At 63.4% G+C, this 26,498-nt stretch carries 21 protein-coding genes; 16 read left to right on the top strand and 5 right to left on the bottom strand.

What is annotated here, in order from left to right:
* Positions 1-105: 105 nt before the first annotated feature.
* From rnr to KCG88_RS20835, 13 genes are all read left to right on the top strand, one after another.
* Positions 106-2,733: a ribonuclease R gene (gene rnr, locus KCG88_RS20895; protein ID WP_210713015.1), complete on the top strand. Its 2,628-nt coding sequence runs from the start codon at positions 106-108 to the stop codon at positions 2,731-2,733.
* A complete protein-coding gene (rlmB, locus tag KCG88_RS20890; protein ID WP_015633942.1) occupies positions 2,730-3,497 on the top strand; it encodes a 23S rRNA (guanosine(2251)-2'-O)-methyltransferase RlmB in 768 nt (255 codons plus the stop codon). Before rnr ends, rlmB begins: the two co-directional genes overlap by 4 nt.
* Before the next feature lie 214 nt (positions 3,498-3,711).
* The gene (gene rpsF, locus KCG88_RS20885; RefSeq protein ID WP_011058949.1) at positions 3,712-4,137 is read left to right on the top strand and encodes a 30S ribosomal protein S6; all 426 of its coding nucleotides are present in this window, start codon (positions 3,712-3,714) and stop codon (positions 4,135-4,137) included.
* 28 nt (positions 4,138-4,165) lie between these two features.
* Positions 4,166-4,396, top strand: a complete 231-nt coding sequence (rpsR, locus tag KCG88_RS20880) for a 30S ribosomal protein S18 (RefSeq protein ID WP_002551829.1) — start codon at positions 4,166-4,168, stop codon at positions 4,394-4,396.
* Positions 4,397-4,432: 36 nt separating this feature from the next.
* Complete coding sequence (locus KCG88_RS20875; protein ID WP_210713014.1) at positions 4,433-5,332, top strand: hypothetical protein; 900 nt, start codon at positions 4,433-4,435, stop codon at positions 5,330-5,332.
* Between the two features lie 21 nt (positions 5,333-5,353).
* Positions 5,354-5,800 (top strand): 50S ribosomal protein L9, encoded by a 447-nt coding sequence (rplI, locus tag KCG88_RS20870; RefSeq protein WP_007921484.1) that lies wholly within the window; start codon positions 5,354-5,356, stop codon positions 5,798-5,800.
* Between the two features lie 123 nt (positions 5,801-5,923).
* Positions 5,924-7,318: a replicative DNA helicase gene (gene dnaB / locus KCG88_RS20865; protein WP_210713152.1), complete on the top strand. Its 1,395-nt coding sequence runs from the start codon at positions 5,924-5,926 to the stop codon at positions 7,316-7,318.
* Positions 7,319-7,588: 270 nt separating this feature from the next.
* On the top strand, positions 7,589-9,886 hold the full coding sequence (locus tag KCG88_RS20860; protein WP_047283691.1) for a YgiQ family radical SAM protein: 2,298 nt from the start codon (positions 7,589-7,591) through the stop codon (positions 9,884-9,886).
* Positions 9,887-10,066: 180 nt separating this feature from the next.
* Positions 10,067-10,999, top strand: a complete 933-nt coding sequence (locus tag KCG88_RS20855; protein ID WP_047335536.1) for a hypothetical protein — start codon at positions 10,067-10,069, stop codon at positions 10,997-10,999.
* On the top strand, positions 10,996-11,445 hold the full coding sequence (locus KCG88_RS20850) for a hypothetical protein (RefSeq protein ID WP_152685904.1): 450 nt from the start codon (positions 10,996-10,998) through the stop codon (positions 11,443-11,445). Before KCG88_RS20855 ends, KCG88_RS20850 begins: the two co-directional genes overlap by 4 nt.
* A 171-nt stretch (positions 11,446-11,616) precedes the next feature.
* Positions 11,617-14,892 (top strand): transglutaminase family protein, encoded by a 3,276-nt coding sequence (locus tag KCG88_RS20845; RefSeq protein WP_210713013.1) that lies wholly within the window; start codon positions 11,617-11,619, stop codon positions 14,890-14,892.
* A gap of 87 nt (positions 14,893-14,979) precedes the next feature.
* The gene (locus tag KCG88_RS20840) at positions 14,980-17,466 is read left to right on the top strand and encodes a circularly permuted type 2 ATP-grasp protein (RefSeq protein ID WP_210713012.1); all 2,487 of its coding nucleotides are present in this window, start codon (positions 14,980-14,982) and stop codon (positions 17,464-17,466) included.
* Positions 17,466-18,356, top strand: coding sequence for a transglutaminase family protein (locus KCG88_RS20835; protein WP_047283696.1), 891 nt, complete (start codon positions 17,466-17,468; stop codon positions 18,354-18,356). The genes KCG88_RS20840 and KCG88_RS20835 overlap by 1 nt, the downstream gene beginning before the upstream one ends.
* 109 nt (positions 18,357-18,465) lie before the next feature.
* On the opposite strand, the gene KCG88_RS20830 is transcribed toward KCG88_RS20835, so the two are convergent.
* Together KCG88_RS20830 and KCG88_RS20825 are read right to left on the bottom strand one after the other, a co-directional pair.
* A complete protein-coding gene (locus KCG88_RS20830; protein WP_199522578.1) occupies positions 18,466-18,642 on the bottom strand; it encodes a hypothetical protein in 177 nt (58 codons plus the stop codon).
* A gap of 68 nt (positions 18,643-18,710) precedes the next feature.
* Positions 18,711-19,298: a TIGR00730 family Rossman fold protein gene (locus tag KCG88_RS20825; protein WP_047335539.1), complete on the bottom strand. Its 588-nt coding sequence runs from the start codon at positions 19,296-19,298 to the stop codon at positions 18,711-18,713.
* A 351-nt stretch (positions 19,299-19,649) separates the two neighbouring features.
* On the opposite strand from KCG88_RS20825, the gene azu reads away from it, so the two are divergent.
* Entirely contained in the window at positions 19,650-20,096 is a 447-nt protein-coding gene (gene azu, locus KCG88_RS20820; protein WP_047283698.1) for an azurin, read from the top strand.
* 153 nt (positions 20,097-20,249) lie between these two features.
* Here azu and nadE read toward each other — a convergent pair whose 3' ends face one another.
* The 3 genes from nadE to KCG88_RS20805 form a co-directional block, all read right to left on the bottom strand.
* The gene (nadE, locus tag KCG88_RS20815) at positions 20,250-21,077 is read right to left on the bottom strand and encodes an ammonia-dependent NAD(+) synthetase (RefSeq protein ID WP_041115474.1); all 828 of its coding nucleotides are present in this window, start codon (positions 21,075-21,077) and stop codon (positions 20,250-20,252) included.
* 3 nt (positions 21,078-21,080) lie between these two features.
* Entirely contained in the window at positions 21,081-22,295 is a 1,215-nt protein-coding gene (gene pncB / locus KCG88_RS20810; RefSeq protein ID WP_047283700.1) for a nicotinate phosphoribosyltransferase, read from the bottom strand.
* Positions 22,296-22,497: 202 nt separating this feature from the next.
* Positions 22,498-23,400, bottom strand: coding sequence for a LysR family transcriptional regulator (locus tag KCG88_RS20805; RefSeq protein ID WP_047283701.1), 903 nt, complete (start codon positions 23,398-23,400; stop codon positions 22,498-22,500).
* Between the two features lie 170 nt (positions 23,401-23,570).
* Here KCG88_RS20805 and KCG88_RS20800 point away from each other — a divergent pair, with 170 nt between their 5' ends.
* Both KCG88_RS20800 and KCG88_RS20795 read left to right on the top strand, forming a co-directional pair.
* Entirely contained in the window at positions 23,571-25,061 is a 1,491-nt protein-coding gene (locus KCG88_RS20800) for an aldehyde dehydrogenase family protein (RefSeq protein ID WP_047283702.1), read from the top strand.
* Positions 25,062-25,174: 113 nt separating this feature from the next.
* Complete coding sequence (locus KCG88_RS20795) at positions 25,175-26,458, top strand: FAD-binding oxidoreductase (protein ID WP_210713011.1); 1,284 nt, start codon at positions 25,175-25,177, stop codon at positions 26,456-26,458.
* Positions 26,459-26,498 lie beyond the last annotated feature (40 nt).

Genomic DNA, 26,498 nt, shown 5'->3' with positions numbered 1-26,498 from the left:
GAGGCGATGGCGAGGATTATTCCCAGGTTGTCTGAGCCTGAAATTTCCCGTTTCAATACGCGTATGCCAAACTAACCCGCATATAGACAAGGTGAAATTTATCTAATGGCCGATTGGCAGTCCCTCGATCCCGAGGCCGCTCGTGAAGCGGAAAAATACGAAAACCCTATTCCTAGCCGCGAACTCATCCTTCAGCACCTTGCTGACCGGGGTTCGCCTGCTAGTCGCGAGCAGTTGGTAGAAGAGTTCGGTCTGACCACGGAAGACCAGCTGGAAGCCCTGCGCCGCCGCCTGCGCGCCATGGAGCGCGACGCTCAACTGATCTATACCCGCCGCGGCACCTATGCGCCGGTGGACAAGCTCGACCTGATTCTCGGCCGTATCAGCGGTCACCGCGACGGCTTCGGCTTCCTGGTGCCGGATGACGGCAGCGACGACCTGTTCATGAGCCCGGCGCAAATGCGTCTGGTATTCGATGGCGACCGCGCCCTGGCCCGGGTTTCCGGCCTGGATCGCCGCGGCCGTCGCGAAGGCGTGATCGTCGAAGTGGTGTCCCGTGCCCACGAAAGCATCGTCGGTCGCTACTTCGAAGAAGGTGGCATCGGTTTCGTGGTGGCAGACAACCCGAAGATCCAGCAGGAAGTGCTGGTAACGCCGGGGCGCAATGCCAATGCCAAGATCGGTCAGTTCGTCGAAGTGAAGATCACCCACTGGCCGACGCCACGCTTCCAGCCGCAAGGCGATGTGGTGGAAGTGGTGGGCAACTACATGGCACCGGGCATGGAAATCGACGTTGCCCTGCGCACCTACGATATTCCTCATGTCTGGCCAGAGGCGGTGCTCAAGGAAGCCGGCAAGCTCAAGCCCGAAGTGGAAGAGAAGGACAAAGAGAAGCGCATCGACCTGCGTGACCTGCCTTTCGTCACCATCGACGGCGAAGACGCCCGCGACTTCGACGACGCTGTTTTCTGCGAAGCCAAGCCCGGCAAGCTGCGCCTGTTCGGTGGTGGCTGGAAGCTGTATGTGGCGATTGCCGACGTCTCCAGTTACGTGAAGATCGGTTCGGCTCTGGATGCCGAAGCCCAGGTGCGCGGCAACTCGGTGTACTTCCCCGAGCGGGTGATCCCGATGCTGCCCGAGCAACTGTCCAACGGGCTGTGCTCGCTGAACCCGAAAGTCGATCGCCTGGCCATGGTTTGCGAGATGACCATTTCCAAGTCCGGCGAGATGACCGATTACCAGTTCTACGAAGCGGTGATCCACTCCAAGGCGCGTCTGACCTACAACAAGGTCAGCACCATGCTCGAACAGCCGAAGACCAGCGAAGCCAAGCAGCTGCGCGGTGAATATGGCGATGTATTGCCACACCTCAAGCAGTTGTATGCGCTGTACAAGGTGCTGCTCGGTGCCCGCCATACCCGTGGCGCCATCGACTTCGAAACCCAGGAAACCCGGATCATCTTCGGTTCCGAGCGCAAGATCGCCGAAATTCGTCCGACTACCCGCAATGATGCGCACAAGCTGATCGAGGAATGCATGCTGGCGGCCAACGTGGCCACCGCCGAGTTCCTCAAGAAGCACGAGATTCCGGCCCTGTACCGGGTGCACGATGGTCCGCCGCCGGAGCGTCTGGAAAAACTGCGCGCCTTCCTCGGCGAGCTGGGCCTGTCCCTGCATAAAGGCAAGGATGGCCCGACGCCGAAGGACTACCAGGCACTGCTGGAAACCATCAAGGATCGTCCGGATTACCACCTGATCCAGACCGTGATGCTGCGTTCCCTGAGTCAGGCGGTGTACAGCGCCGACAACCAGGGCCACTTCGGCCTGAATTATGAAGCCTATACCCACTTCACTTCGCCGATCCGTCGCTACCCGGACCTGCTGACCCATCGGGCCATTCGCAGTGTGATTCACTCCAAGCAGGACACGCCGCACGTGCGTCGAGCCGGGGCGATGACCATTCCGAAGGCGCGTATCTATCCGTACGACGAAGCGACCCTGGAGCAGCTCGGCGAGCAGTGCTCGATGAGCGAGCGCCGTGCCGATGAGGCTACGCGGGACGTAGTGAACTGGCTCAAGTGCGAGTTCATGAAGGATCGTGTGGGCGAGTCCTTCCCGGGTGTGATCACCGCGGTGACCGGTTTCGGCCTGTTCGTCGAGTTGACCGACATCTACGTCGAGGGCCTGGTGCACGTCACCGCCTTGCCGGGGGACTACTACCACTTCGACCCTGTGCATCACCGCCTGGCGGGCGAGCGCACCGGTCGCAGCTTCCGCCTGGGCGATACCGTGGAAGTGCGGGTCATGCGCGTCGACCTGGACGAGCGCAAGATCGATTTCGAAATGGCCGAGAAGACCATCAACGCACCGATCGGCCGCAAGAAGCGTGGCGCCGCGGACGCACCTGCCAGCAAGATCGTGGAAGAGCCGGCTCCGGCCAAGGCAGGGCGTCGCAGCTCCACCAAGGAAAAGGCAGTCGAGGCTTATCGTCCAAGCGACGCTGCAGCAAAAAATGCCGAAGTGCGCAAAAGCCGTGAAATGAAGCGGGCGCTGCTGGCCGAAGCCAAGGGTGGTGGTAAAGCGGCGTCTGCGGGAAAGTCCGGTAAGCCGGCGCCCTCGCGCGCTGGCGAAAAGCCCGCCAAGCCGAGCAAACATCGTAAAGGTCCGCCCAAGGCGGGCTCCGCTTCCGGCGCTAAAAGCGGCGGGGCGCGCAAACCTAAGGCCAAGTCATGAGTCAGTTGGAAAAGATCTACGGCGTGCATGCCGTAGAAGCGTTGCTGCGTCACCATCCCAAGCGGGTCAAGCAGATCTGGTTGGCTGAAGGGCGCAGTGATCCACGGGTTCAGGTGCTGGTGGACCTGGCTGCGCAGAACCGTGTTTCGGTTGGCCAGGCCGAGCGTCGTGAGATGGACGCATGGGTTGAAGGCGTGCACCAGGGCGTAGTGGCGGAAGTCAGCCCGAGCCAGGTGTGGGGCGAGGCCATGCTCGACGAGCTGCTGGACCGTACCGAAGGCGCGCCGTTGCTGCTGGTGCTGGACGGTGTGACCGACCCGCACAACCTCGGGGCCTGCCTGCGTACTGCCGATGCGGCCGGTGCCCTGGCAGTGCTGGTGCCCAAGGACAAGTCGGCGACTCTGACGCCGACCGTGCGCAAAGTGGCCTGCGGCGCCGCCGAAGTGATTCCGCTGGTAGCCGTGACCAACCTGGCCCGCACCCTGGAGAAGCTCCAGCAGCGTGGGCTGTGGATCGTCGGCACTGCCGGCGAGGCCGAGCAGGAACTGTATGACCAGGACCTGACCGGCCCGACCATCATCATCATGGGGGCCGAAGGCAAGGGCATGCGTCGCTTGACCCGCGAGCACTGTGATTATCTGGTACGCCTGCCGATGGCCGGCAGCGTCAGCAGCCTCAACGTCTCCGTCGCCACGGGCGTGTGCCTGTTCGAAGCCATGCGCCAGCGCGGCGCCAAGGCCAAGGCCGGCGCCAAGAAAGCCTGACCCGCAGTTGTAGGAGCCGGCACGCCGGCTCCCGCAGGTGGTTGTTCAAATAATCACCAATTGCCTTGCGCCGCTGTTCCCCCTTCTCTACAATTGCGCCCCTTGCCGTGACGGCAGGCGCATATGTGCCTACTACCAGGCAAGACACACCAGTGTCATTCACTCCTTGTCTGACCGCTTATAGGCGGCAGGCTACAACCCGTAAGGAGCATTCATGCGTCATTACGAAATCATCTTTTTGGTCCACCCGGATCAAAGCGAGCAAGTCGGCGGCATGGTTGAGCGTTACACCAAGCTGATCGAAGAAGACGGCGGCAAAATCCACCGTCTGGAAGACTGGGGCCGTCGTCAACTGGCCTACGCAATCAACAATGTTCACAAGGCTCACTACGTGATGCTGAACGTTGAGTGCACCGGTAAAGCCCTGGCTGAGCTGGAAGACAACTTCCGTTACAACGATGCTGTGATCCGTAACCTGGTCATCCGTCGCGAAGAAGCCATCACTGGCCAATCCGAGATGCTCAAGGCTGAAGAAAACCGCAGTGAGCGCCGTGAGCGTCGTGACCGTCCTGAGCATGCTGACAGCGCCGATGGCGATGACAGCGACAACAGCGACGCCAGCGATAACGCTGACGAGTAATCCACGGACCTTTTGAGGAGCCAATTACATGGCACGTTTCTTCCGTCGTCGTAAATTCTGCCGCTTCACCGCTGAAGACGTGAAAGAGATCGATTACAAAGATCTCAACACTCTGAAAGCCTACGTATCCGAGACCGGCAAAATCGTTCCAAGCCGCATCACCGGTACCAAAGCTCGTTATCAGCGTCAGCTGGCCACCGCTATCAAGCGCGCCCGCTTCCTGGCCCTGCTGGCCTACACCGACAGCCACGGCCGCTGAGATCGGGCAGTCGACAAGTAGTAAGGGATTGAATGCATGCGCGCCTTAGCTGAGTTCATCATGCGCGGTCGTATGCAGGCCACTCTGGTAGTGGCTGGCTGTTCGGCATTGCCGTTGTTGTATTGGTTGGGTGCTGCCGCCGGGAGCCTGGTGCTTCTGCGGCGCGGATTGAAGGATGCCCTTGGCGTCCTCGCTCTGGGAGTGCTGCCAGCTTTGCTCTGGTGGCTGACGTTCGATGACCCGCGGGCACTTCTGGTGCTGCTGGGTTCTTCGAGTCTTGCGTTGGTTTTGCGCGCAAGCGAGTCCTGGAGCCGCGTGCTGCTGGTCAGCATAGCGATGGGGTTGGTGTTTGCTGGAGTCCTGGGTGCGGCTTTCCGCCCTCAGATCGAAGCGCTGTCACAGGAATTGATAAAAATCCTGCCGATGGCCTTGGGTGAGGTCTACCAGCAGCTATCGGTTGAAGAGCGAGCTCGTCTTGCCACGCTGATTGCACCGATCCTGACCGGCCTGATAGCGGCCTTGTTGCAAGCCATCAGCGTGCTGAGCCTGATTCTTGGGCGTTACTGGCAGGCTGTGTTGTATAACCCGGGTGGTTTTGGTGGCGAGTTTCGCGCCATCAGAATCCCTCTTGGGCCAGCGATGTTGCTGCTGGCGTGCATGCTGGTGGGGCCGAACTTCGGACCTCAACTGGCCATGCTGACGCCGATGTGCAGTGTCCCGCTGGCTTTTGCCGGGCTGGCCCTGATTCACGGGCTGGTGGCACAAGGGCGACTGGCCAGGTTCTGGCTGGTGGGGTTGTACGTCACGCTGTTGCCGTTCATGCAACTGATCTATCCGTTGCTCGTGGTCCTGGCCATTGTCGACAGTCTGGTTGATTTTCGCGGTCGTTTGGCGCCGAAAGACGCTGATAACGGCTCTGCGAACGGTGAAGGTTAAAAGTTAAGAGGTTATTACCAAATGGAACTGATCCTGCTGGAAAAAATCGCCAACCTGGGCAACCTGGGCGATAAGGTAAACGTTAAGGCTGGTTACGGCCGTAACTACCTGCTGCCTTTCGGCAAAGCCACCGCTGCTACCGCTGCCAACCTGGCTGCGTTCGAAGCGCGTCGTGCCGAGCTGGAAAAACTGGCTGCAGAGAAGAAGGCTTCTGCCGAAACTCGCGCTGCGCAACTGGCTGAGCTGGAAGTGACCATCACTGCCACCGCCGGTGACGAAGGCAAGCTGTTCGGTTCGATCGGCACCCACGACATCGCTGATGCACTGACCGCCTCGGGCGTTGAAGTGGCAAAAAGCGAAGTTCGTCTGCCGAACGGCACCATCCGCAACGTAGGTGAATTCGACGTAGCCGTGCACCTGCACGCTGAAGTTGAAGCAACCGTACGCGTTGTCGTGGTGGCTGCTTAAGCAGTACCAAATCGTCTGGCACCTTGTGTGGCTGACGGTTAACATCGGGCACGATCCTGTTTACAGGTCGTGCCCTTTGTCTTTCTGCTGATCCTGATTTTCACCCCCGAATTCCAAGTGGCCATGAACGATATCTCCGCTCCCGAGCAATACGATCTGCAAACCGCTGCCCTGAAGGTGCCGCCGCACTCCATCGAGGCCGAACAGGCCGTGCTCGGTGGTCTGATGCTGGACAACAACGCCTGGGAACGCGTGTTGGATCAAGTGTCCGACGGCGATTTCTACCGGCATGACCACCGTTTGATCTTCCGCGCCATCGCCAAGCTGGCCGACCAGAACATGCCCATCGACGTGGTCACCCTGTCCGAGCAGTTGGACAAGGAAGGCCAGACTTCGCAGGTCGGCGGCCTGGGCTACCTGGGCGAGCTGGCAAAGAACACTCCGTCGGTCGCCAACATCAAGGCCTATGCGCAGATCGTTCGCCAGCGGGCCACCCTGCGCCAGCTGATCGGCATCAGCACCGAGATCGCGGACAGTGCCTTCAACCCGGAAGGGCGCACCGCCGAAGAGATTCTCGACGAGGCCGAGCGGCAGATCTTCCAGATCGCCGAAGCGCGGCCCAAGACCGGCGGCCCGGTGGGGGTCAACGAGCTGTTGACCAAGGCCATCGACCGCATCGATACGCTGTTCAACACGGACAACGCCATCACCGGCCTGTCCACCGGCTATACCGATCTCGACGAGAAGACCAGCGGCCTGCAGCCGGCCGACTTGATCATCGTCGCCGGCCGTCCGTCCATGGGTAAGACCACCTTCGCCATGAACCTGGTGGAGAACGCGGTACTGCGCAGCGACAAGGCGGTGCTGGTGTACTCCCTGGAGATGCCAGGTGAATCGCTGATCATGCGTATGCTGTCTTCCCTGGGCCGTATCGACCAGACCAAGGTTCGTTCCGGCCAGCTGGAAGACGACGACTGGCCACGCCTGACCTCGGCGGTCAACCTGCTCAACGACCGCAAGCTGTTTATCGACGATACCGCGGGCATCAGCCCCTCGGAGATGCGTGCGCGGACCCGGCGCCTGGTGCGTGAGCACGGCGATATCGCCCTGATCATGATCGACTACCTGCAGCTCATGCAGATTCCCGGCTCCAGCGGCGACAACCGGACCAACGAGATTTCCGAGATTTCCCGGTCCCTGAAAGCCCTGGCCAAGGAATTCAACTGCCCGGTGGTGGCCCTGTCCCAGCTCAACCGCTCCCTGGAACAACGTCCCAACAAGCGCCCGGTGAACTCCGACTTGCGGGAATCCGGAGCGATCGAGCAGGACGCCGACGTGATCATGTTCGTCTACCGGGACGAGGTGTATCACCCGGAAACCGAGCACAAGGGCATTGCCGAGATCATCATCGGCAAGCAGCGGAACGGTCCCATCGGCTTTATCCGCCTGGCATTCATCGGCAAGTACACCCGCTTCGAGAACCTCGCCCCGGGCAGTTACAACTTCGACGACGAATAACGGCGCCAGCCATGGTGGTTGGCCGGCTGTGGTGGGGCAGCGTGCTCCCGCTGGAGCACGCAGCGGGCCCAAAGCCGGTCGGCGCCTCCACCGACTCTGCGCCTGCTGCGCAGACGAGCGGGAGCAAGTGCCCTCGCCACTGGTCGCGTGATGTGACAATGAATTCCGACCCTTTTGGTCGGAATTGGTTATTTTTTGTGCTATATTCCGCGCCCGCGAATTTCCCTGTGAATCAACGCGTCCCTATCCAAGCCAACACCGGTCATCGACATGCAAGCAGCCAAGCCGTTATTTGACTATCCCAAGTACTGGGCCGAATGTTTCGGGCCAGCACCATTCCTGCCCATGAGCAGGGAGGAGATGGATCAGCTCGGCTGGGATTCCTGCGACATCATCATCGTCACCGGTGATGCCTACGTCGATCACCCGTCGTTCGGCATGGCGATCATCGGCCGGCTGCTGGAGTCCCAGGGCTTTCGCGTCGGGATCATCGCCCAGCCCAACTGGCAGTCCAAAGACGACTTCATGAAGCTCGGCGAGCCGAACCTGTTCTTCGGGGTCGCCGCCGGCAACATGGACTCGATGATCAACCGCTACACCGCCGACAAGAAAATCCGCTCCGACGACGCCTACACCCCCGGTGGCCTGGCGGGCAAGCGCCCGGACCGCGCCAGCCTGGTGTACAGCCAGCGCTGCAAGGAAGCCTACAAGCACGTGCCGATCGTTCTCGGCGGCATTGAAGCGTCCCTGCGTCGCATCGCCCACTACGACTACTGGCAGGACCGGGTGCGCAACTCGATCCTGATCGACGCCAGCGCCGACATCCTGCTGTACGGCAACGCCGAGCGAGCCATTGTCGAGGTGGCCCAGCGCCTGTCCTACGGCCACAAGATCGAAGACATCACCGACGTGCGCGGCACCGCCTTCATCCGCCGCGACACGCCAAAGGACTGGTACGAAGTGGACTCCACCCGTATCGACCGCCCGGGCAAGATCGACAAGATCATCAACCCCTACGTCAACACCCAGGACACCGCCGCCTGCGCCATCGAGCAGGAGAAGGGGCCGGTTGAAGACCCGAACGAAGCCAAGGTGGTGCAGATCCTTGCCAGCCCGCGCATGACCCGGGACAAGACCGTGATCCGCCTGCCGTCCATGGAGAAGGTGCGCAACGACCCGGTCCTGTACGCCCACGCCAACCGCGTACTGCACCTGGAAACCAACCCGGGCAACGCCCGCGCCCTGGTGCAAAAGCATGGCGAAGTGGACGTGTGGTTCAACCCGCCGCCCATTCCCATGACCACCGAGGAAATGGACTACGTGTTCGGCATGCCTTATCAGCGCATTCCGCACCCGGCCTATGGCAAGGAAAAGATCCCGGCCTACGAGATGATCCGCTTCTCGGTGAACATCATGCGTGGCTGCTTCGGCGGCTGTACCTTCTGCTCCATCACCGAGCACGAAGGGCGGATCATCCAGAACCGTTCCGAAGAGTCGATCATTCGCGAGATCGAAGAAATTCGTGACAAGGTTCCCGGCTTTACCGGGGTGATCTCCGACCTCGGCGGCCCGACCGCGAACATGTACCGCATCGCCTGCAAGAGCCCGGAAATCGAATCCGCGTGCCGCAAGCCGTCCTGCGTGTTCCCGGGCATCTGCCCGAACCTGAACACCGACCATTCATCCTTGATCCAGCTGTACCGCAGCGCCCGTGCCCTGCCTGGGGTGAAGAAGATCCTCATCGCTTCCGGCCTGCGCTACGACCTGGCGGTGGAATCGCCGGAGTACGTCAAGGAGCTGGTGACCCACCACGTCGGCGGCTACCTGAAGATTGCCCCGGAACACACCGAGGAAGGCCCGCTCAACCAGATGATGAAGCCGGGCATCGGCACCTACGACCGCTTCAAGCGGATGTTCGAGAAGTACTCCAAGGAAGCGGGCAAGGAGCAGTACCTGATTCCGTACTTCATCGCCGCCCACCCGGGCACCACCGATGAAGACATGATGAACCTGGCCCTGTGGCTCAAGGGCAACGGCTTCCGCGCCGACCAGGTGCAGGCGTTCTACCCGTCGCCGATGGCCACCGCCACGGCTATGTACCACTCGGGCAAGAACCCGCTGCGCAAGGTCACCTACAAGAGCGACGGCGTGACCATCGTCAAGAGCGAGGAGCAGCGCCGCCTGCACAAGGCGTTCCTGCGCTACCACGATCCGAAGGGCTGGCCGATGCTGCGCGAGGCCTTGCTGCGCATGGGTCGTGGTGACCTGATCGGCCCGGGCAAGCACCAGCTGATTCCGGCCCATCAACCGGCCACCGACAGCTACCAGAGCGCCCGGCGCAAGAACTCGACCCCGGCTGGCAGCCACAAGGTGGCCAAGGAAACCCGGATCCTCACCCAGCACACCGGGCTGCCACCGCGTGGCAGCGACGGCGGCAATGCCTGGGACAAGCGCGAACAGGCCAAGGCCGCAGCGTTCGCCCGCAACAAGCAGGCGGCCAAGGAGCGTGCCGACGCGGCCAAGGGCAAAGGCAAGAAGCCGACCCGCAAGCCGGTGGTGCCGCGCTAAACCCACAAAACGCCAGCCGCCGAGCTGGCGTTTTGCTTTTATGGAGATCGATTTTTTTACCGGCCGGCGAGCAACAAACGCGCAGAGCTTTGTTAAGGTTGCCGGGCTTGCATTGCCGCGATGCCTAGCTGGCTCATGGCTATCAGGCAGATTTACATCGTCAGACCAAGGATGAACCGCGTGACCAGCCCACTAGACGGAGTGATCAGGGACCTCAGCCTGACCCAGGTTCTTGCCCGCCAACGGATCGAAAGCCAGATCAACCTGCCGCGTCTGTTTGCCGCCATCGACACCGATCCCTCGATTGCCGGTGCCGGGGTGGTGTACATCGATGCCGACTTCAATGTCGTGACCCTGCGCGAATTCAGGCCGATCTGCAGCATCGTGCCCAAGCGGGTGATCTTGCGCGAGGCCAAGCGCTACATCGCGCCCCAGCAGTTCGTCGACCAGGTGAAGAACAACCCGCGCGAGTCGCGGCTGGCCACTGAATCCTTCAACACCACCCTAGCCTGCACGGCCGCAGTGATCGGCTGGCTGGTGGTGTTCAGCGGCAGCATCGCCGTGCCCTTCACCGCCGGTGCCAGTGTCTGGATGGTAGCGCTTGGGGCCTCGGCGGCGATGGCCGGCACCGCTCAGTGCGTGATTGGCGGCGCGCGAGTGATCAACGAGATCCAGGACCCGGCGGCCAACGACCGCATGGACGATGCCGAGTGGTACAACATAGTCACGCCGATTCTCGATGGCATTTCCCTGGTGGGTGTCGGCGGTTCGGCGCTGACCACTCTCAGGCTGCTCAAGGCCAGCAAGGCGGCGAACACCGGCAAAAGCTGGATGCAGTTGCTCAAGGGCCTCAACCGCCAGGAACGGGCCAAGCTGACCAAGGAACTGTTGACCCTGCGGGACCCGAGCCTGACCTCCAAGCTGCTGAAGCTGCAACAGCGTGCCGGTGCGTTGCCCAGGCGCTATTCGTCGACGCAGATCCGCCACGCTACCCTGACCCAGATGCAGGATGCTCTGGGCGCTGTCCTGAGTACCAGCGGGAGTATCAGCTCCGGCAATCTTGGCCAGGTGAAAACCCTTGCGGTGGGGCTCTACGAGGAGTTCGAAGAGTGATAGATGGCGGCCGCATGAGAGACTTCTTGGTACGCTATTTCCCGACCTTCATGCTCACCGTGCTGCTGGGCTGCTTCAGTGCCTCGCTCCTGCTGTCCCTGGCCGGCACCACTTATTGGCGCGCCATGGCGCCGCCCCAGCGCGACGAATACCTGCTGTTTGGCCTGTTGGTGCTGATCCCGCTGCTGGTGCTGGGCAACCTGCTGATAGTGCGTGGCATTTCCCGCGCGGTATGGTTGGTGGCCGGCTACTTTGTCGCCTGCCTGCTTGGGGTGGTGCCGATGTTTCAGTATCACCCGCACCAGGGGGTGTACCTGTTCGGCGTGTTGCTGCCGCTGCTCGGGCTGTTGCTGCTCAACAGCAAGCGGCACCGGGAAATGCGCGAACGATTGCTGCAGATCCGCCAGCAGCGCCAGCGCCTCAAGCAGCAGCGCAAGCGCGGCTGATTCGTCGCCTGCCTTCTGGCGCATTTATGTGCAATTGCCTGCACCGGGATGCATCGATTGCTCGGTTTTGGTGCTGTACTGCCCAGGGTCGCTGAACAACCCCATGGACTTGCGCGCTGGCATAAGTCTTGCGCAGGTTCTCCCACCGTTCAGGCTCGCAGGAGGCACGCCGTGTCGATTCATGTCGCATTGCACCATGTCACGCACTATCGCTACGACCGCGCCGTCGAACTGGGCCCGCAGATCGTCCGCCTGCGCCCGGCGGCCCACAGCCGCACGCGAATTCTTTCCTATGCGCTGAAGGTCCAGCCCGAGCAGCATTTCATCAATTGGCAGCAGGACCCGCAGGGCAACTACCTGGCGCGTCTGGTGTTCCCGGAAAAGACCAGCGAGCTGCGGATCGAGGTCGACCTGCTGGCGGAAATGGCGGTGTTCAACCCGTTCGATTTCTTCCTCGAGCCCTACGCCGAGCAGATTCCCTTCGCTTATGCCGCCGATGAACAGCGCGAGCTGGCGCCCTACCTGGAAACCCTGCCCCTGACGCCGAGGTTCCAGGCGTACCTGGACGCCATTTCGCGTTCACCCCTGCCGGCGGTGGATTTCCTGGTGGGCCTGAACCAGCGATTGAGTGCCGACATCGCCTACCTGATCCGCATGGAGCCCGGGGTGCAGACTCCGGAGCAGACCCTGCTCAACGCCTCCGGCTCCTGCCGGGACTCGGCCTGGCTGCTGGTGCAATTGCTGCGCAACCTGGGGTTGGCGGCGCGCTTTGTCTCCGGCTACCTGATCCAGCTGACGGCGGACGTCAAATCCCTGGACGGCCCCTCCGGCACCGAGGTGGACTTCACCGACCTGCATGCCTGGTGCGAGGTGTACCTGCCGGGCGCCGGCTGGATCGGCCTGGATGCCACTTCCGGGCTGTTCGCCGGGGAAGGGCATATTCCCCTGGCCTGCAGCCCCGACCCCTCTTCAGCGGCGCCCATCACCGGGCTGGTGGAGCCCTGCGAATGCCAATTCAGCCATGAGATGAGTGTGGAGCGCATCTGGGAAGCGCCCCGGGTGACCAAGCCCTACACCGACGAGCAATGGCTGGCGATCCAGGCCCTGGGCCGGCAGATCGATGTCGACCTGCTGGAGGCGGATGTGCGCCTGACCATGGGCGGCGAACCGACTTTCGTCGCCATCGACGATCCCGATGGCCCGGAGTGGAACACGGCAGCCCTGGGGGCGAACAAGCGCCGCCTGGCCGGCGAGCTGTTCCAGCGCCTGCGCCAGCACTATGCGCCCCAGGGCCTGGTGCACTTCGGCCAGGGCAAGTGGTACCCGGGGGAGCAGCTGCCGCGCTGGTCGCTGAATTGCCACTGGCGTCGCGACGGTGTACCGGTGTGGCGCAACAACGCGCTGATTGCCGACGAGCATGAAGATTACGCCGCCGATGCGATGTTGGCCGGACGTTTTCTGGCCAGTGTCGCCGAGCGTCTGAAGCTGCCCGCGCGTTTTGTGTTTCCCGCCTACGAGGACAATTTCTACTACCTGTGGCGCGAAGGCAGCCTGCCGCTGAATGTCAGCGCCGAGGATTCGCGGCTGGAGGACGCCCTGGAGCGGGAGCGCCTGCGTAAGGTTTTCAGCCAGGGGCTGGACAAGGTCATCGGCCAGGTCCTGCCCTTGGCCCGTACCGCCAAGGGTGATCAGTGGCAGAGCGGGCGCTGGTACCTGCGCGATAGCCATTGCCGGCTGGTGCCGGGTGATTCGCCCCTGGGCTATCGCTTGCCCCTGGCGTCCCAGCCCTGGGTGACGGCGGCGGAGTATCCGTTCATTCATGCTACCGATCCGAACCAGGATTTTCCCGAACTGGCGAGCGCGGCTCAGCTGGCAGCGATTGATGAGCCGGCAGTGGCGGACGAGCGGGTGCCCCAGGTGGACGAGTCCGCGGACTGGCTGACCCGTACCGCGCTCTGCGCCGAGGCGCGCGAGGGGCGGTTGTACCTGTTCATGCCGCCCCTGGAGCGCCTGGAGGATTACCTGCAACTGGTCAGCGTGATCGAGGCCACGGCCGAGGAGCTGCGCTGCCCGGTCTTGCTGGAGGGCTACGAGCCGCCGGCGGATCCGCGCCTGTGCAACTTCCGGGTGACCCCGGACCCGGGGGTGATTGAAGTCAACGTGCAGCCCTCGGTCAGTTGGGACGAGTTGGTGGAGCGCACCGAGTTTCTCTATGAGCAGGCCCGGCAGACGCGCCTGACCAGCGAGAAGTTCATGATCGATGGGCGCCACACCGGCACCGGTGGCGGCAACCATTTTGTCCTTGGCGGAGCCACCCCGGCCGACTCGCCGTTCCTGCGGCGCCCCGACCTGCTGCGCAGCCTGATCAGTTACTGGCACAACCACCCGTCGCTGTCCTACCTGTTTTCCGGGTTGTTCATCGGCCCCACGTCCCAGGCACCGAGGGTCGACGAGGCACGCAATGACGCGCTGTACGAGCTGGAGATCGCCTTCGCACAGATGCCGGCTCCCGGCCAGGAGTGCGCGCCCTGGTTGGTGGACCGCCTGCTGCGCAACCTGCTGATCGATGTCACCGGCAACACCCATCGCGCCGAGTTCTGCATCGACAAGCTGTATTCGCCGGATGGCGCCACCGGGCGCCTTGGCCTACTGGAGCTGCGGGCCTTTGAAATGCCGCCCCATGCGCGCATGAGCCTGGCCCAGCAGTTGCTGCTGCGGGCGCTGGTGGCGCGCTTCTGGCGCGAGCCTTACGCACCGGCCCGATTGGCGCGCTGGGGCACCGAGCTGCACGATCGTTTTCTGTTGCCGCACTTTACCGAGCAGGATTTCGCTGATGTGTTGGTGGAGCTGAATGCCGCTGGCTACCCGCTGCGGGCCGAATGGTTTGCCGCACACCTGGAGTTCCGCTTTCCCAAGGTCGGCGATTACGCCGTCAGTGGCATCGAGCTGGAACTGCGCCAGGCCCTGGAGCCCTGGCATGTGCTGGGGGAGGAGGGCGCGGCGGGCGGCACGGTGCGTTATGTCGACTCTTCCCTGGAGCGCCTGCAGGTCAAGGTCGGCGGCCTGGTACCCGAGCGCCATGTGTTGACCTGCAATGGCGTGGCGTTGCCCCTGCATCCCACCGGGCGGGTCGGCGAGTTTGTCGCCGGGGTACGTTACCGCGCCTGGCAGCCGGCCAACTGCCTGCAACCCACCATCCCCGTGCATGCACCGCTGGTGTTCGACCTGCTCGATACCTGGATGCAGCGCTCCCTGGGCGGCTGCCAATACCATGTGGCCCACCCCGGCGGGCGCAATTACGACAGCCTGCCGGTGAATGCCAACGAGGCGGAAAGCCGGCGCATGGCGCGCTTCTTCCGCCTGGGCCATAGCCCGGGAAGCCTGGAGGTGCCGCCAGTGGTGATCAATGCCGAGTTGCCACTGACCCTGGATTTGCGACGTTTCTAATCCACCTGCGACGCCTGTGAGATAGCCATATCCGGGCGTCATGGCGGTGCGTTAATCTGACTTTCCCTGCCGTCTGCCGAGTGTTCCATGCCTGACTTGCTAGACCGTTACCCGCTGACGGCGGGTACCTACCACGAGTTGCTGGATGACCAGGGCCAGGTCCGGGCGCACTGGCAGCGGCTGCTGGAACAGTTGCAGCGCAGCAGCCCCGGTCAACTGGCCCAGCGCCAGGCGCTGCTGACCCGGCAGATCCACGAGAACGGCGTCACCTACAACGTCTATGCCGACCCCAAGGGCGCCGACCGGCCCTGGGAACTGGACCTGTTGCCCCATGTGATCGCGGCGGATGAATGGCAGTTGCTGTCCACCGGAATCGCCCAGCGCGCTCGCCTGCTCAATGCCGTGCTGGCGGACCTGTATGGCCCGCAGCGGCTGATCCGCGAAGGGCTGTTGCCGGCGGAGCTGGTGTTCGGCCACAACAATTTCCTCTGGCCGTGCCAGGGTATCCGCCCGCCGGAACAGACCTTCCTGCACCTGTATGCCGTGGACCTGGCACGCAGCCCGGACGGGCGCTGGTGGGTCACCGCCGACCGTACCCAGGCGCCCTCCGGGGCCGGCTATGCCCTGGAGAACCGCATGAGCGTGTCCCGGGCCTTCCCCGACCTGTACCGCGAGCTGCAAGTGCAGCACCTGGCCGGGTTCTTCCGCACCCTGCAGGAAACCCTGGCCCGCCAGGCTCCCCGGGACAGCGAAGCGCCGCTGGTGGTGCTGCTGACGCCAGGACGGTTCAACGAGAGCTATTTCGAGCACCTGTACCTGGCGCGACAGCTTGGCTACCCGCTGGTGGAGGGCGGCGACCTGACTGTGCGTGATGCCACGGTGTACCTCAAGACTCTCAGCGGCCTGCGCCGGGTGCACGCCATCATGCGTCGCCTGGACGACGATTTCTGCGATCCGCTGGAGTTGCGCACCGACTCGGCCCTGGGGGTTCCCGGGCTGCTGGACGCGGTGCGCCAGGGCCGGGTGCTGGTGGCCAACGCCCTGGGCAGCGGGGTGCTGGAATCCCCCGGCCTGCTGGGCTTCCTGCCGAAGATCAGCCAGTTTTTGCTGGGCGAGGAACTGCTCCTGCCGTCCATCGCTACCTGGTGGTGCGGCGAGGCCCCGGTGCTGCAGCAGGCTTTGGAAAAACTACCGGATCTGCTGGTCAAGCCAGCCTTCGCTTCCCAGAGCTTCACCCCGGTGCTGGGCCGCGACCTGAATGCCGAGCAACGCCGGCAATTGGCTGAGCGCATGCGGGCGCGGCCCTATGCCTATGTCGCCCAGGCGTTGCCACAACTGTCCCAGGCGCCGGTCTGGCAGGCCGAGAACGGGCAGTTGCAGCCCCGGGCCATCGGTATGCGTGTGTATGCGGTGGCCAGCGAGGACGGCTACCGGGTGCTGCCCGGAGGCCTGACCCGGGTCGCTGCCCAGGCCGGTGCCGAAGTGGTGTCGATGCAGCGCGGTGGCGCCAGCAAGGACACCTGGGTGCTGGGGGAGCGGGCGCCCAGCGGCGAGCAGTGGAAGGCCCAGCGCACCATCGGCGTGTATGACTTGGTACGCCGCGACCCCTACTTGCCGTCGCGGGTGGTGGAAAACCTGTTCTGGTTCGGCCGTTATTGCGAGCGCTGCGACGACAGTGCGCGGCTGCTGCGGATCATGCTGGCGCGCTATGTCGACGGCGATGACCCGCAAGCCTTGCTGGCCGCGGTGGACCTGGGAGAAAGCCTGATGCTGCTGCCGGATGAGGGCGAGCTGCCCGAGCGCCTGCTGGCGGCCCTGCTGGGTGAGGACTGGTCCTTCAGCTTGCGCTCCAACCTGCAACGCTTGCAGTGGGCGGCTTCCCAGGTACGCGGCAAGCTGTCCCGGGAAAACTGGCAGGCCCTGGTGGAGCTGCAGCGCGAGGCCCAGGAGCTGGACACTCCCGAGCCGGATTTCGCCGAACTGCTGGATTTTCTCAACCGCCTGGTGATGTCCCTGGCGGCGCTCTCCGGGTTCGCCCTGGACGACATGACCCGCGACGAAGGCTGGCGCTTCCTGATGATCGGCCGGCGCATCGAGCGCCTGCAGTTCCTCAGCAGCAGCCTCGCGGCCTTCCTGCGGGGCACCGCGGCCTTCGACCAGGCCGGCCTGGACTGGCTGCTGGAGTTGGGTAACAGCAGCATCACCTACCGGTCGCGCTACCTGGCGGTGGCGCAGTTGATTCCGGTCCTCGACCTGTTGCTGCTGGATGAACAGAACCCCCACGCCGTGTTGTTCCAGCTCAAGCTGGTGACCCGCACCCTCAAGCGCCTCAACGACGATTTCGGCGTGCCCCGCGAGCTGGCGCTGCCGCATCTGGTGGAGCGCCTGGCGAATTTCGACCTGGGCTGCCTGGAGAACTCGCTGTTCGGCGAGGCCAGTGTGCGCGCCGCAGTGGAGGGCCTGGCGGACCTGCTGCAGGAGATCGCCGAGGTCAGCGGGCAGGTGTCGGACCGCCTGGCGCTGCGGCATTTCGCCCATGTGGATGATGTCAGCCAGCAAACGGTATCGGTCTGATGAGCGCGCGCTACCAGGTGTTCCACGACACCCACTACCGCTATGACAGCCCGGTGTCCCTGGCCCAGCAACTGGCGCACCTGTGGCCCCGGGCCTGTGCCTGGCAACGGTGCAGCGAGCGGCAATTGTTGATCAGCCCCGACCCTACCAACCGCCGTGACGAGCAGGATGTATTCGGCAACCCGCTGACCCGCCTGGCTTTCGAGCGACCCCATGACGAATTGCTGGTCAACGCCCAGCTCAGTGTCGAGGTGCTGGAGCGGCCGGCGCTGGATTTTGCCGCGTCATTGCCCTGGGATGCCGCCCGCGGCGCCCTGACCTACAGCGGCCAGCCCTTGTCCGAGGCGTTGCTGGAAGCCTGTCGTTACCGTTTCGAATCGCCCTATGTGCATCTGAAGCAGAGTTTTGTCGAGTTCTGCGCCAGTTGCTTCGTACCGGGGCGGCCGCTGTTGCAGGGCGCCCAGGCGTTGATGGAGAAGATTTTCAGTGAGTTCACTTTCGACGCCGAAGCCACCCAGGTGGCGACGCCGCTGGTGGAGGTGCTGGAGCGTCGGCGCGGGGTGTGCCAGGACTTCGCCCACCTGATGCTGGCTTGCCTGCGCTCGCGAGGGCTGGCGGCGCGCTATGTCAGTGGCTACCTGCTGACCCAGCCACCGCCGGGGCAGCCGCGGCTGATCGGCGCCGATGCTTCCCATGCCTGGGTTTCAGTGTTTTGCCCGGTGCTGGGCTGGGTGGATTTCGACCCGACCAACAACGTGCAGCCGGCGCTGGAACACATCACCCTGGCCTGGGGCCGGGATTTTTCCGATGTGTCGCCATTGCGTGGGGTGATTCTGGGAGGGGGCAGCCATGACCCTGATGTCCGGGTCACCGTCATGCCCCTGGCATGACACTGCCATCTCGAACCTTGCAGGAGCCGACTTGCCGGCGATGGGGCCTGCGGATATCGCGTAGGGCTGGAGAGTGCTTTCGCTGGTCAGCCAGCTCCTACGGGGCAGCTTAGGCCTGGGGGGCCTCGGGCTCGGCGTCGTCGATGCTCACTTCACCTTCTGCATCCGGGTTCAGTGTGCTGGTTTCTTCAGCGGCGGCTTTCTTGCGTTGCAGCTTTTCCTCTTTCTTCTGTTCCTTGGCCAAGTCACGTTGACGTTTGGCGAAGGAGTAGTTGGGTTTGGCCATGGGCGATCCTCTGGGGTCGAAGGTGAGGTTGAGCGGCGCGTATTCTGCCTGTTATCGGGGCCGGGTGGTTAACTGGGTTTGCCTTCGGCCCATTTGTCCGGGACCGTCGGTTGCCAGGCGTCCAGCGCATCCAGCAGGCCGGCCGGCGACTCGTTCATTTGCAGCATGTCACGGTGCGGGGCACGGACGAAGCCTTCGCCGACGATATGATCGAGAAAACCGCTGAGTTTTTCGTAGAAGCCATTCACTTCCAGCAGGCCGAGCGGCTTGTGGTGGTAGCCCAACTGGCCCCAGGTCCAGACTTCGAACAGCTCTTCCAGGGTTCCCAGGCCGCCGGGCAGGGCGATGAAGGCGTCGCTGAGTTCGGCCATGCGCGCCTTGCGGGCGTGCATGCCGTCCACCACCTCCAGGCGGGTCAGGCCGCGATGGCCGATTTCCTTGTCCTTCAGGCTTTGAGGAATGATCCCGATGACTTCGCCCCCGGCCGCCAGGGCCGCGTCGGCGACGATGCCCATCAGCCCTACCGCGCCGCCGCCATATACCAGGGTCAGCTTGCGTTCGGCGATGGCCCGTCCCAGGGCCTGGGCGGCTTCACGATAGAGAGGATTGGCGCCCGTGCTGGCGCCGCAGAATACACAGACAGAGGTTAACGACATGCCTTACTCCGAGCTCATTGATGGCCTCAGAGTAAAGGCTCGCCAGCCTCGCTCCAAGTATTAAACCTCCCGTTGCGGGGTTTCATGGGTACCGCTGGCGCCACAGGCGTAGGCGGCGAGCAAGCTGCGAAACAGGCTGTTCAATGGCATGAGGGTGACTCCGATCAGGGACGATGGCGTGATTCTAGAAGCTCGCCATGCCACTGGCCGGTTGATTGTCTTGATCGGGCCGATAGCAGAGAGTTGTATACAATTTTTTGATGCAAATCATAGGAACTTGCGAGAAATTCAGGCAGTCTTCCGTCCCATGGATTCAGATGGATTTTGTTAACCCTGCCTTGGAGATTCACCATGTTTGCCAAACTCGTTGCGGTATCCCTGTTGACACTGGCCAGCAGCCAACTGATGGCCGCCGAATGCAAGGTCGATGTCGACTCTACCGACCAGATGTCCTTCAACACTAAGGAAATCACCATCGACAAGAGCTGCAAGACCTTCACCGTGAACCTGACCCACTCCGGCAGCCTGCCGAAGAACGTCATGGGCCACAACTGGGTACTGAGCAAGACCGCAGACATGGCTGGCATTGCCACCGATGGCATGGCCGCCGGCATCGACAAGAACTACCTGAAGGAAGGCGACACCCGCGTCATCGCCCACACCAAGATCATCGGTGCCGGCGAGAAAGACTCGGTGACCTTCGACGTATCGAAGCTGACCGCTGGCGAAAGCTACCAGTTCTTCTGTTCGTTCCCAGGCCACAACTCGATGATGAAAGGCGCTGTGGTCCTGAAGTAAGCATCAGGCCCGGCTGCAAAAAAAGCGCCCCTCGGGGCGCTTTTTTGTGGGTGCATCTGTAGGAGCGGGCTTGCCCGCGAACAGGCCTTTAAGCCTTGTGCCGCATCAAGCAGCCCTTTCGCCGGCAAGCCGGCTCCTACAGAACGAGGTGGGTCATGGGGCGAAGGGCATGACGCGTTTGTGATGGGTCTTGCGGTAGGTGTCGCAGATGATCTTGAAGGCTTCCTCGCGTACCGGCTGGCCGTGCAGGAAGGCGTCGATCTCGGCGTAGGTGACGCCGTGGGACGCTTCGTCCGGCTTGCCCGGCGACAGGTCTTCGAGGTCGGCGGTAGGGACTTTTTCCACCAGGGACTCCGGCGCGCCGAAATAGCGGGCAATGGAGCGCACCTGGTTTTTCACCAGGCCGCTCAGGGGCGCCAGGTCACAGGCGCCGTCACCGAACTTGGTAAAGAAACCCATCACCGCTTCGGCGGCGTGGTCGGTACCTATCACCAGGCCATGGGCGGCGCCGGCGATGGTGTACTGGGCCACCATGCGCATCCGCGCCTTGGTGTTGCCGAGGACGAAATCCCGGGACACCGCGTGCTGCCCTTCGAAGGCCGCCACTTCATTGGCCAGGGCCTTGACCGCCGGGCCGATGTTCACGGTATGGCGTTCGTCAGGGTTGATGAAGTCCACCGAGGCCTGAGCGTCGTGTTCGTCGAACTGGGTCTCATAGGGCAGGCGCACGGCAATGAAGCGGTAGCTATCGTCCCCGCTGCGTTCGCGCAATTCACGCATCGCCCGTTGGGCCAGCAGGCCGGCGGTCAGGGAGTCGACGCCACCGCTGATGCCCAGCACCAGGGACTTGAGCCCGGAGTTGACCAGGCAATCCTGGATGAAGCGGATGCGCCGGGCGATTTCCGCCTCAAGGGCGGCGTGGTCGGGAAAAGGTGCTTGGACCTTGAGCTGCTGCGCAATCTCACGCTGTACGGCTTGCATGATTCACTCCTTGCCAGGTTGGGCAGGTACTTGGAAAACGTGGCGCAAGTAAGCGACGAAGTTCGGATCCTTGCAATGGGTCTTGCCCGCTTCATCGGAGATCTTGGCGACGGGCTGGCCATTGCAGGCAGCCATTTTAAGCACGATGCTCATCGGTTCGACACCGGGAATGTCACAGGTCAGGTTGGTGCCGATGCCGAAGCTGACATTGATCCGCCCGCGCAGCGCGCGGAATATTTCCAGTGAGCGCGGCAGGCTCAGGCTGTCGGAGAACACCAGGGTCTTGCTCATCGGCTCGATGCCCAGCTTGTGGTAGTGGGCGATGGCCTTTTCTGCCCAGAGGATCGGGTCGCCGGAGTCGTGGCGCAGGCCGTCGAACAGCTTGGCGAAGAACAGGTCGAAATCGCCGAGGAAGGCATCGGTGGTGATGCAATCCGTCAGGGCGATGCCCAGCAAGCCACGGTATTCGCGGACCCAGCAGTCGAGGGCGGCGATCTGGCTGTCGATCAGCCGCGGCCCCAGTTGCTGGTGGGCCATGATCCATTCGTGGGCCATGGTGCCCAGGGGTTTCATGTTCAGTTCCCGGGACAGGTGCACGTTGCTGGTGCCAACAAAACGTCCGGGGAAATCGTGCTTGAGCACGTTCACCACTTCTTCCTGGACCCGGTAGGAAAAGCGTCGGCGGGTGCCGAAATCCGCGACTTGCAGCTCGGAAAGTTCTTCGCTACTGGCGTTGGCGGTCAGCCAGTCGAACTTGCGGTACAGCTGCTCGCGGGCCTGGACCAGCTGGATCTCGCGATAGCGGTAGCGGTTGCGCACCTCGCTGATGATGGCCAGCATCGGCACCTCGAACAGGATCACGTGCAGCCAGGGGCCGCGCAGGCGGATAAACAGCTCGCCGTCCTCGATACCGGTATGCACGTAGCGCAGGTTGAAGCGAAACAGCCCGAGAAAGCGCAGGAAATCCGGCTTGAGGAAGCTGATGCGTTCGAGAAAGCCCAGCTGGTCGGCGCTCAGGCTCAGTTCCGCCAGGCGCTCGAACTGGTAGCGGATCTCTGCCAGATAGGGCCGCAGGTCCTCGCTGTTACGGCAACGAAACTCCCATTCCACCTCGACGTTGGGGTAGTTGTGCAGCACCGCCTGCATCATGGTCAGTTTGTAGAAGTCGGTGTCGAGCAGGTTCTGCACGATGCGATCGGCAAACACACTCTCGCTCATAACGGGAATCTCCATGCTGGCCGCGACGGACAAGCGCGGCATTCAGCTCTTTCAATGAAGGCGCTAGTGGCGCATAGACGCCCGGCGCTTTGCCAGTGTTTTTTGCGGCGGGGCATTCTCCGGCCGTAGGAGCTGGCTTGCCAGCGAACGGATCTTCAGGCTTGTGCAGGGCTCAAGGGCCCGATCGCCAGCAAGCCGGCTCCTACGGGAGGGGCGAGTCCTTGTGTTCGAGCATCCAGCGCACGAAGTCCCGGACCTTGGGCACTTCCGCCGAGTGTTCGGGGTAGGCCAGGTAATAGGCGTCATGGCTGGGCATGGCGTATTCCCAGGCGATCACCAGCTTGCCCTCGGCCAGTTCCTCTTCCACCAGAAAGCGTGGCAGCAGGGCGACCCCGCAGCCGACCTGGGCCGCACGGATGCACATATAGAAGGTTTCGAAGCGGGGGCCGTGGTAGCTGTGCTCGGTCTGGTAGCCCTGTTGGTCGAACCATTCGTGCCAGCCCTGGGGCCGCGAGGCGTTCTGCAACAGCACCAGTTCAGTGAGCTGCCTGGGGTCGGTCAACGGCTCGGCGGGCAGGCTGTCGGGGGCGCAGACCGCCACCAGTTCCTCGCTGAACAGCTTCAGGCTTTCGGTGCCGGGGCGGGCGCCCTGGCCGAAGTAGAACGCCAGGTCGGCGTGGCCCTGGAGCAGTTCGTCAGGCTCTTGCTCATTGCACAGGTCCAGGTGGATGTGCGGGTGGCGCAGGCGCCAGCCCTTGAGGCGCGGCACCAGCCAGCGGGCGCCGAAGGTGTAGGGCGTGGACACCCGCAGCACTTCGGTTTCGCCGCCATAGGAGCGCAGGTAGTGGGTAGACATCTCCACCTGGGTGAGGATCTTGCGCACTTCCACCAGGTACAGGTCGCCGGCCGGGGTCAGTTGCAGGCGCCGCCGCACCCGGCGGAACAGCAAGTGCTGCAGTAGCTCTTCCAGTTGCGCCACCTGTTTGCTCACCGCGCTCTGGGTTAGGTTGAGCTCTTCGGCCGCACGGGTGAAGCTCAGGTGCCGGGTCACGGCCTCAAAGCACTGCAGGGCGGTGATCGACGGCAAGTAGCGTTTGTTGAGCATGGGTGGTCCTTGTTCTTATGGGTGCCAGCGAGCGGCTCAGCATGAATAAACGGAATGATATCTCGCTTAAAGGTCGTTTGTTGGCAAGTCTCGGGCCAGCTACAACTACTAGCCTTGATGGCCGTCGCAGCGGCCTGGATCTTTCGCTTTCATCTGTAAGGAGTAACCCCATGGTTGCCGCATTGCTTGATCGTCTGGGTGTCAACCCGGCCCTGTACCAGTCGGGCACCCAGCCTGTGCATTCGCCCATCGACGGCAGCCGGATCGCCGCGGTGAACTGGCAGGGCGCCGCCGAGGTGGAGCAGCAGGTCAGTCGCGCAGAGCATGCATTCGCCCTGTGGCGCAACGTGCCGGCGCCCCGTCGCGGCGAGCTGGTGCGGCAATTCGGTGAGGTGCTGCGCGAGTACAAGGCCGACCTGGGGGAACTGGTGTCCTGGGAAGCCGGCAAGATCACCCAGGAAGGCCTGGGGGAAGTGCAGGAAATGATCGACATCTGCGACTTCGCCGTCGGCCTGTCGCGCCAGCTCTACGGCCTGACCATCGCCTCCGAGCGCCCAGGCCACCACATGCGTGAAACCTGGCATCCCCTGGGGGTTGTCGGTGTCATCAGCGCCTTCAACTTCCCGGTGGCGGTCTGGGCCTGGAACACCACCCTGGCCCTGGTCTGCGGCAACCCGGTGATCTGGAAACCCTCGGAAAAGACCCCGCTCACCGCCCTGGCCTGCCAGGCACTGCTGGAGCGCGTATTGAAGAACTTCCAGGATGCTCCCGAATACCTGAGCCAGGTGATCATCGGCGGCCGTGATGCCGGCGCCGCCCTGGTGGATGATCCGCGCGTGGCCCTGATCAGCGCCACCGGCAGTACCCGCATGGGCCGCGAAGTGGCGCCCAAGGTGGCCGCGCGTTTCGCCCGCAGCATTCTCGAACTGGGCGGCAACAATGCCATGATCCTCGGCCCCAGCGCTGACCTGGACATGGCGGTGCGCGCCATCCTGTTCAGCGCCGTGGGCACCGCCGGCCAGCGTTGCACCACCCTGCGTCGCCTGATTGCCCATGAGTCGGTGAAAGAGGAAATCATCAGCCGCCTCAAGACGGCCTATTCCAAGGTACGCATCGGCCACCCGCTGGAAGGCAACCTGATCGGCCCGCTGATCGACAAGCACAGTTTCGAGGCCATGCAGGATGCCCTGGAGCAGGCCCTGAGCGAGGGCGGCCGGGTCTTCGGCGGCCAGCGCCAGTTGCAGGACCAGTTCCCCAACGCCTACTACGTGTCGCCGGCCATCGTCGAAATGCCCGAGCAGAGCGAGGTGGTGTGCAGCGAAACCTTCGCGCCGATCCTCTATGTGATCGGCTACAACGACTTCGAGGAGGCCCTGCGCCTGAACAACGCCGTGCCTCAGGGCCTGTCGTCCTGCATCTTCACCACCGACGTGCGTGAGGCCGAGCAGTTCATGTCGGCGGTGGGCAGCGACTGCGGCATCGCCAACGTCAACATCGGCCCCAGCGGCGCAGAGATCGGCGGCGCCTTCGGCGGCGAGAAGGAAACCGGCGGCGGTCGCGAATCCGGTTCCGACGCCTGGCGCGGCTACATGCGGCGCCAGACCAATACCGTCAACTACTCCCGGGAGCTGCCGCTGGCCCAGGGTATTACCTTCGATTGAGTCTTTTCGCGAGCACGCTCGCTCCTACGGGGAGGTTTGTAGGAGCCAGCTTGCTGGCGAACAGCGGTCAATGCGTTTCAGCGTCTGTGGTTCGTTGATTTCGGAGTCTGGCAATGGCGCTACAAGAACAATGTCTGTGGGAAACACTCACCCCGCAACGGCCTGACAGGGCGCCGCTCAAGGGCGAGCTGACGGCGGATGTGTGCATCATCGGCGCCGGTTTCACCGGGCTGTCGGCCGCCGTGCATTTGCTGGAGCAGGGCAAGCGGGTCTGTGTGGTCGAAGCCCACCGCGCGGGGCACGGCGGTTCGGGGCGCAACGTCGGGCTGGTGAACGCCGGCATGTGGATCCCGCCGGACGAGATCGAGGCCGGTTTCGGCGAGCAGGTGGGCAGCCAGCTCAACCGCATGCTCGGTGCGGCGCCGTCTTTGGTGTTCAGCCTGGTGGACAAGTACCACATCGATTGCCAGCTGCGCCGCGAAGGCACTTTGCACATGGCCCACAACGCCCGGGGCGAGGCCGATCTGCGCAGCCGTGAAGAACAGTGGAAACGTCGCGGGGCCCCGGTGGAGTTGCTGACCGGCGCGGCGTGCGAGGCGGCCACCGGCACTCGCAAGATCGCCGCGGCCCTGCTCGACCGGCGGGCGGGAACCCTCAACCCCATGGCTTACGTCAGCGGCCTGGCCAGGGCGGCGACGGAATTGGGCGGGCGTCTGTTCGACCATTCCCCGGTCACCCGCCTGGAACGCCAGGGCCAGCGCTGGTCGGTGCAGACCGAGCAGGGCTCGGTGCTGGCCGAGCAGGTGGTGATCGCCTCCAACGCCTACACCGAAGGCGACTGGACCGAGCTGCGGCGCAATTTCTTTCCCGGCTACTACTATCAGGTGGCTTCCGCGCCCCTGACCGAAGAAGCGGCCCGGCAGATCCTGCCCGGGGGCCAGGGCTCCTGGGATACCCGCCAGGTGCTCAGCAGCATCCGCCGGGATGCCGAGGGCCGCCTGTTGCTGGGCAGCCTGGGCAATGGCAGCCAGAAGCCCTTGTGGTTCCTCAAGGCCTGGGCCGACCGCGTACAGCAGCATTACTTCCCGTACCTCAAGCCGGTGGAGTGGGAATCCACCTGGACCGGCTGCATCGCCTTCACCCCCGACCACCTGATGCGCCTGTTCGAGCCGGCCCCGGGCCTGGTGGCTGTCACCGGTTACAACGGCCGTGGCGTGACCACCGGAACCGTGGTGGGCAAGGCTTTCGCCGACTACCTGTGCAACGGCGACCCCCAGGCCCTGCCGATCCCCTTCGCAGCCATGCAGCCCCTGGCCGGTGTGGGCTTGCGCAGTTGCCTGTACGAAGCCGGCTTCTCCCTCTACCACGCGGGCCAGTGCCTGCGAATTGTGATCTGAACAAGGAAATAATGGGCGGCCGACGACGCTTTTCGATGCA

It is taken from the genome of Pseudomonas sp. MWU349 (genome assembly GCF_017947325.1).
Taxonomy (GTDB): Bacteria; Pseudomonadota; Gammaproteobacteria; order Pseudomonadales; family Pseudomonadaceae; genus Aquipseudomonas; species Aquipseudomonas protegens.
This window is presented reverse-complemented; position numbering and strand designations above follow the sequence as displayed.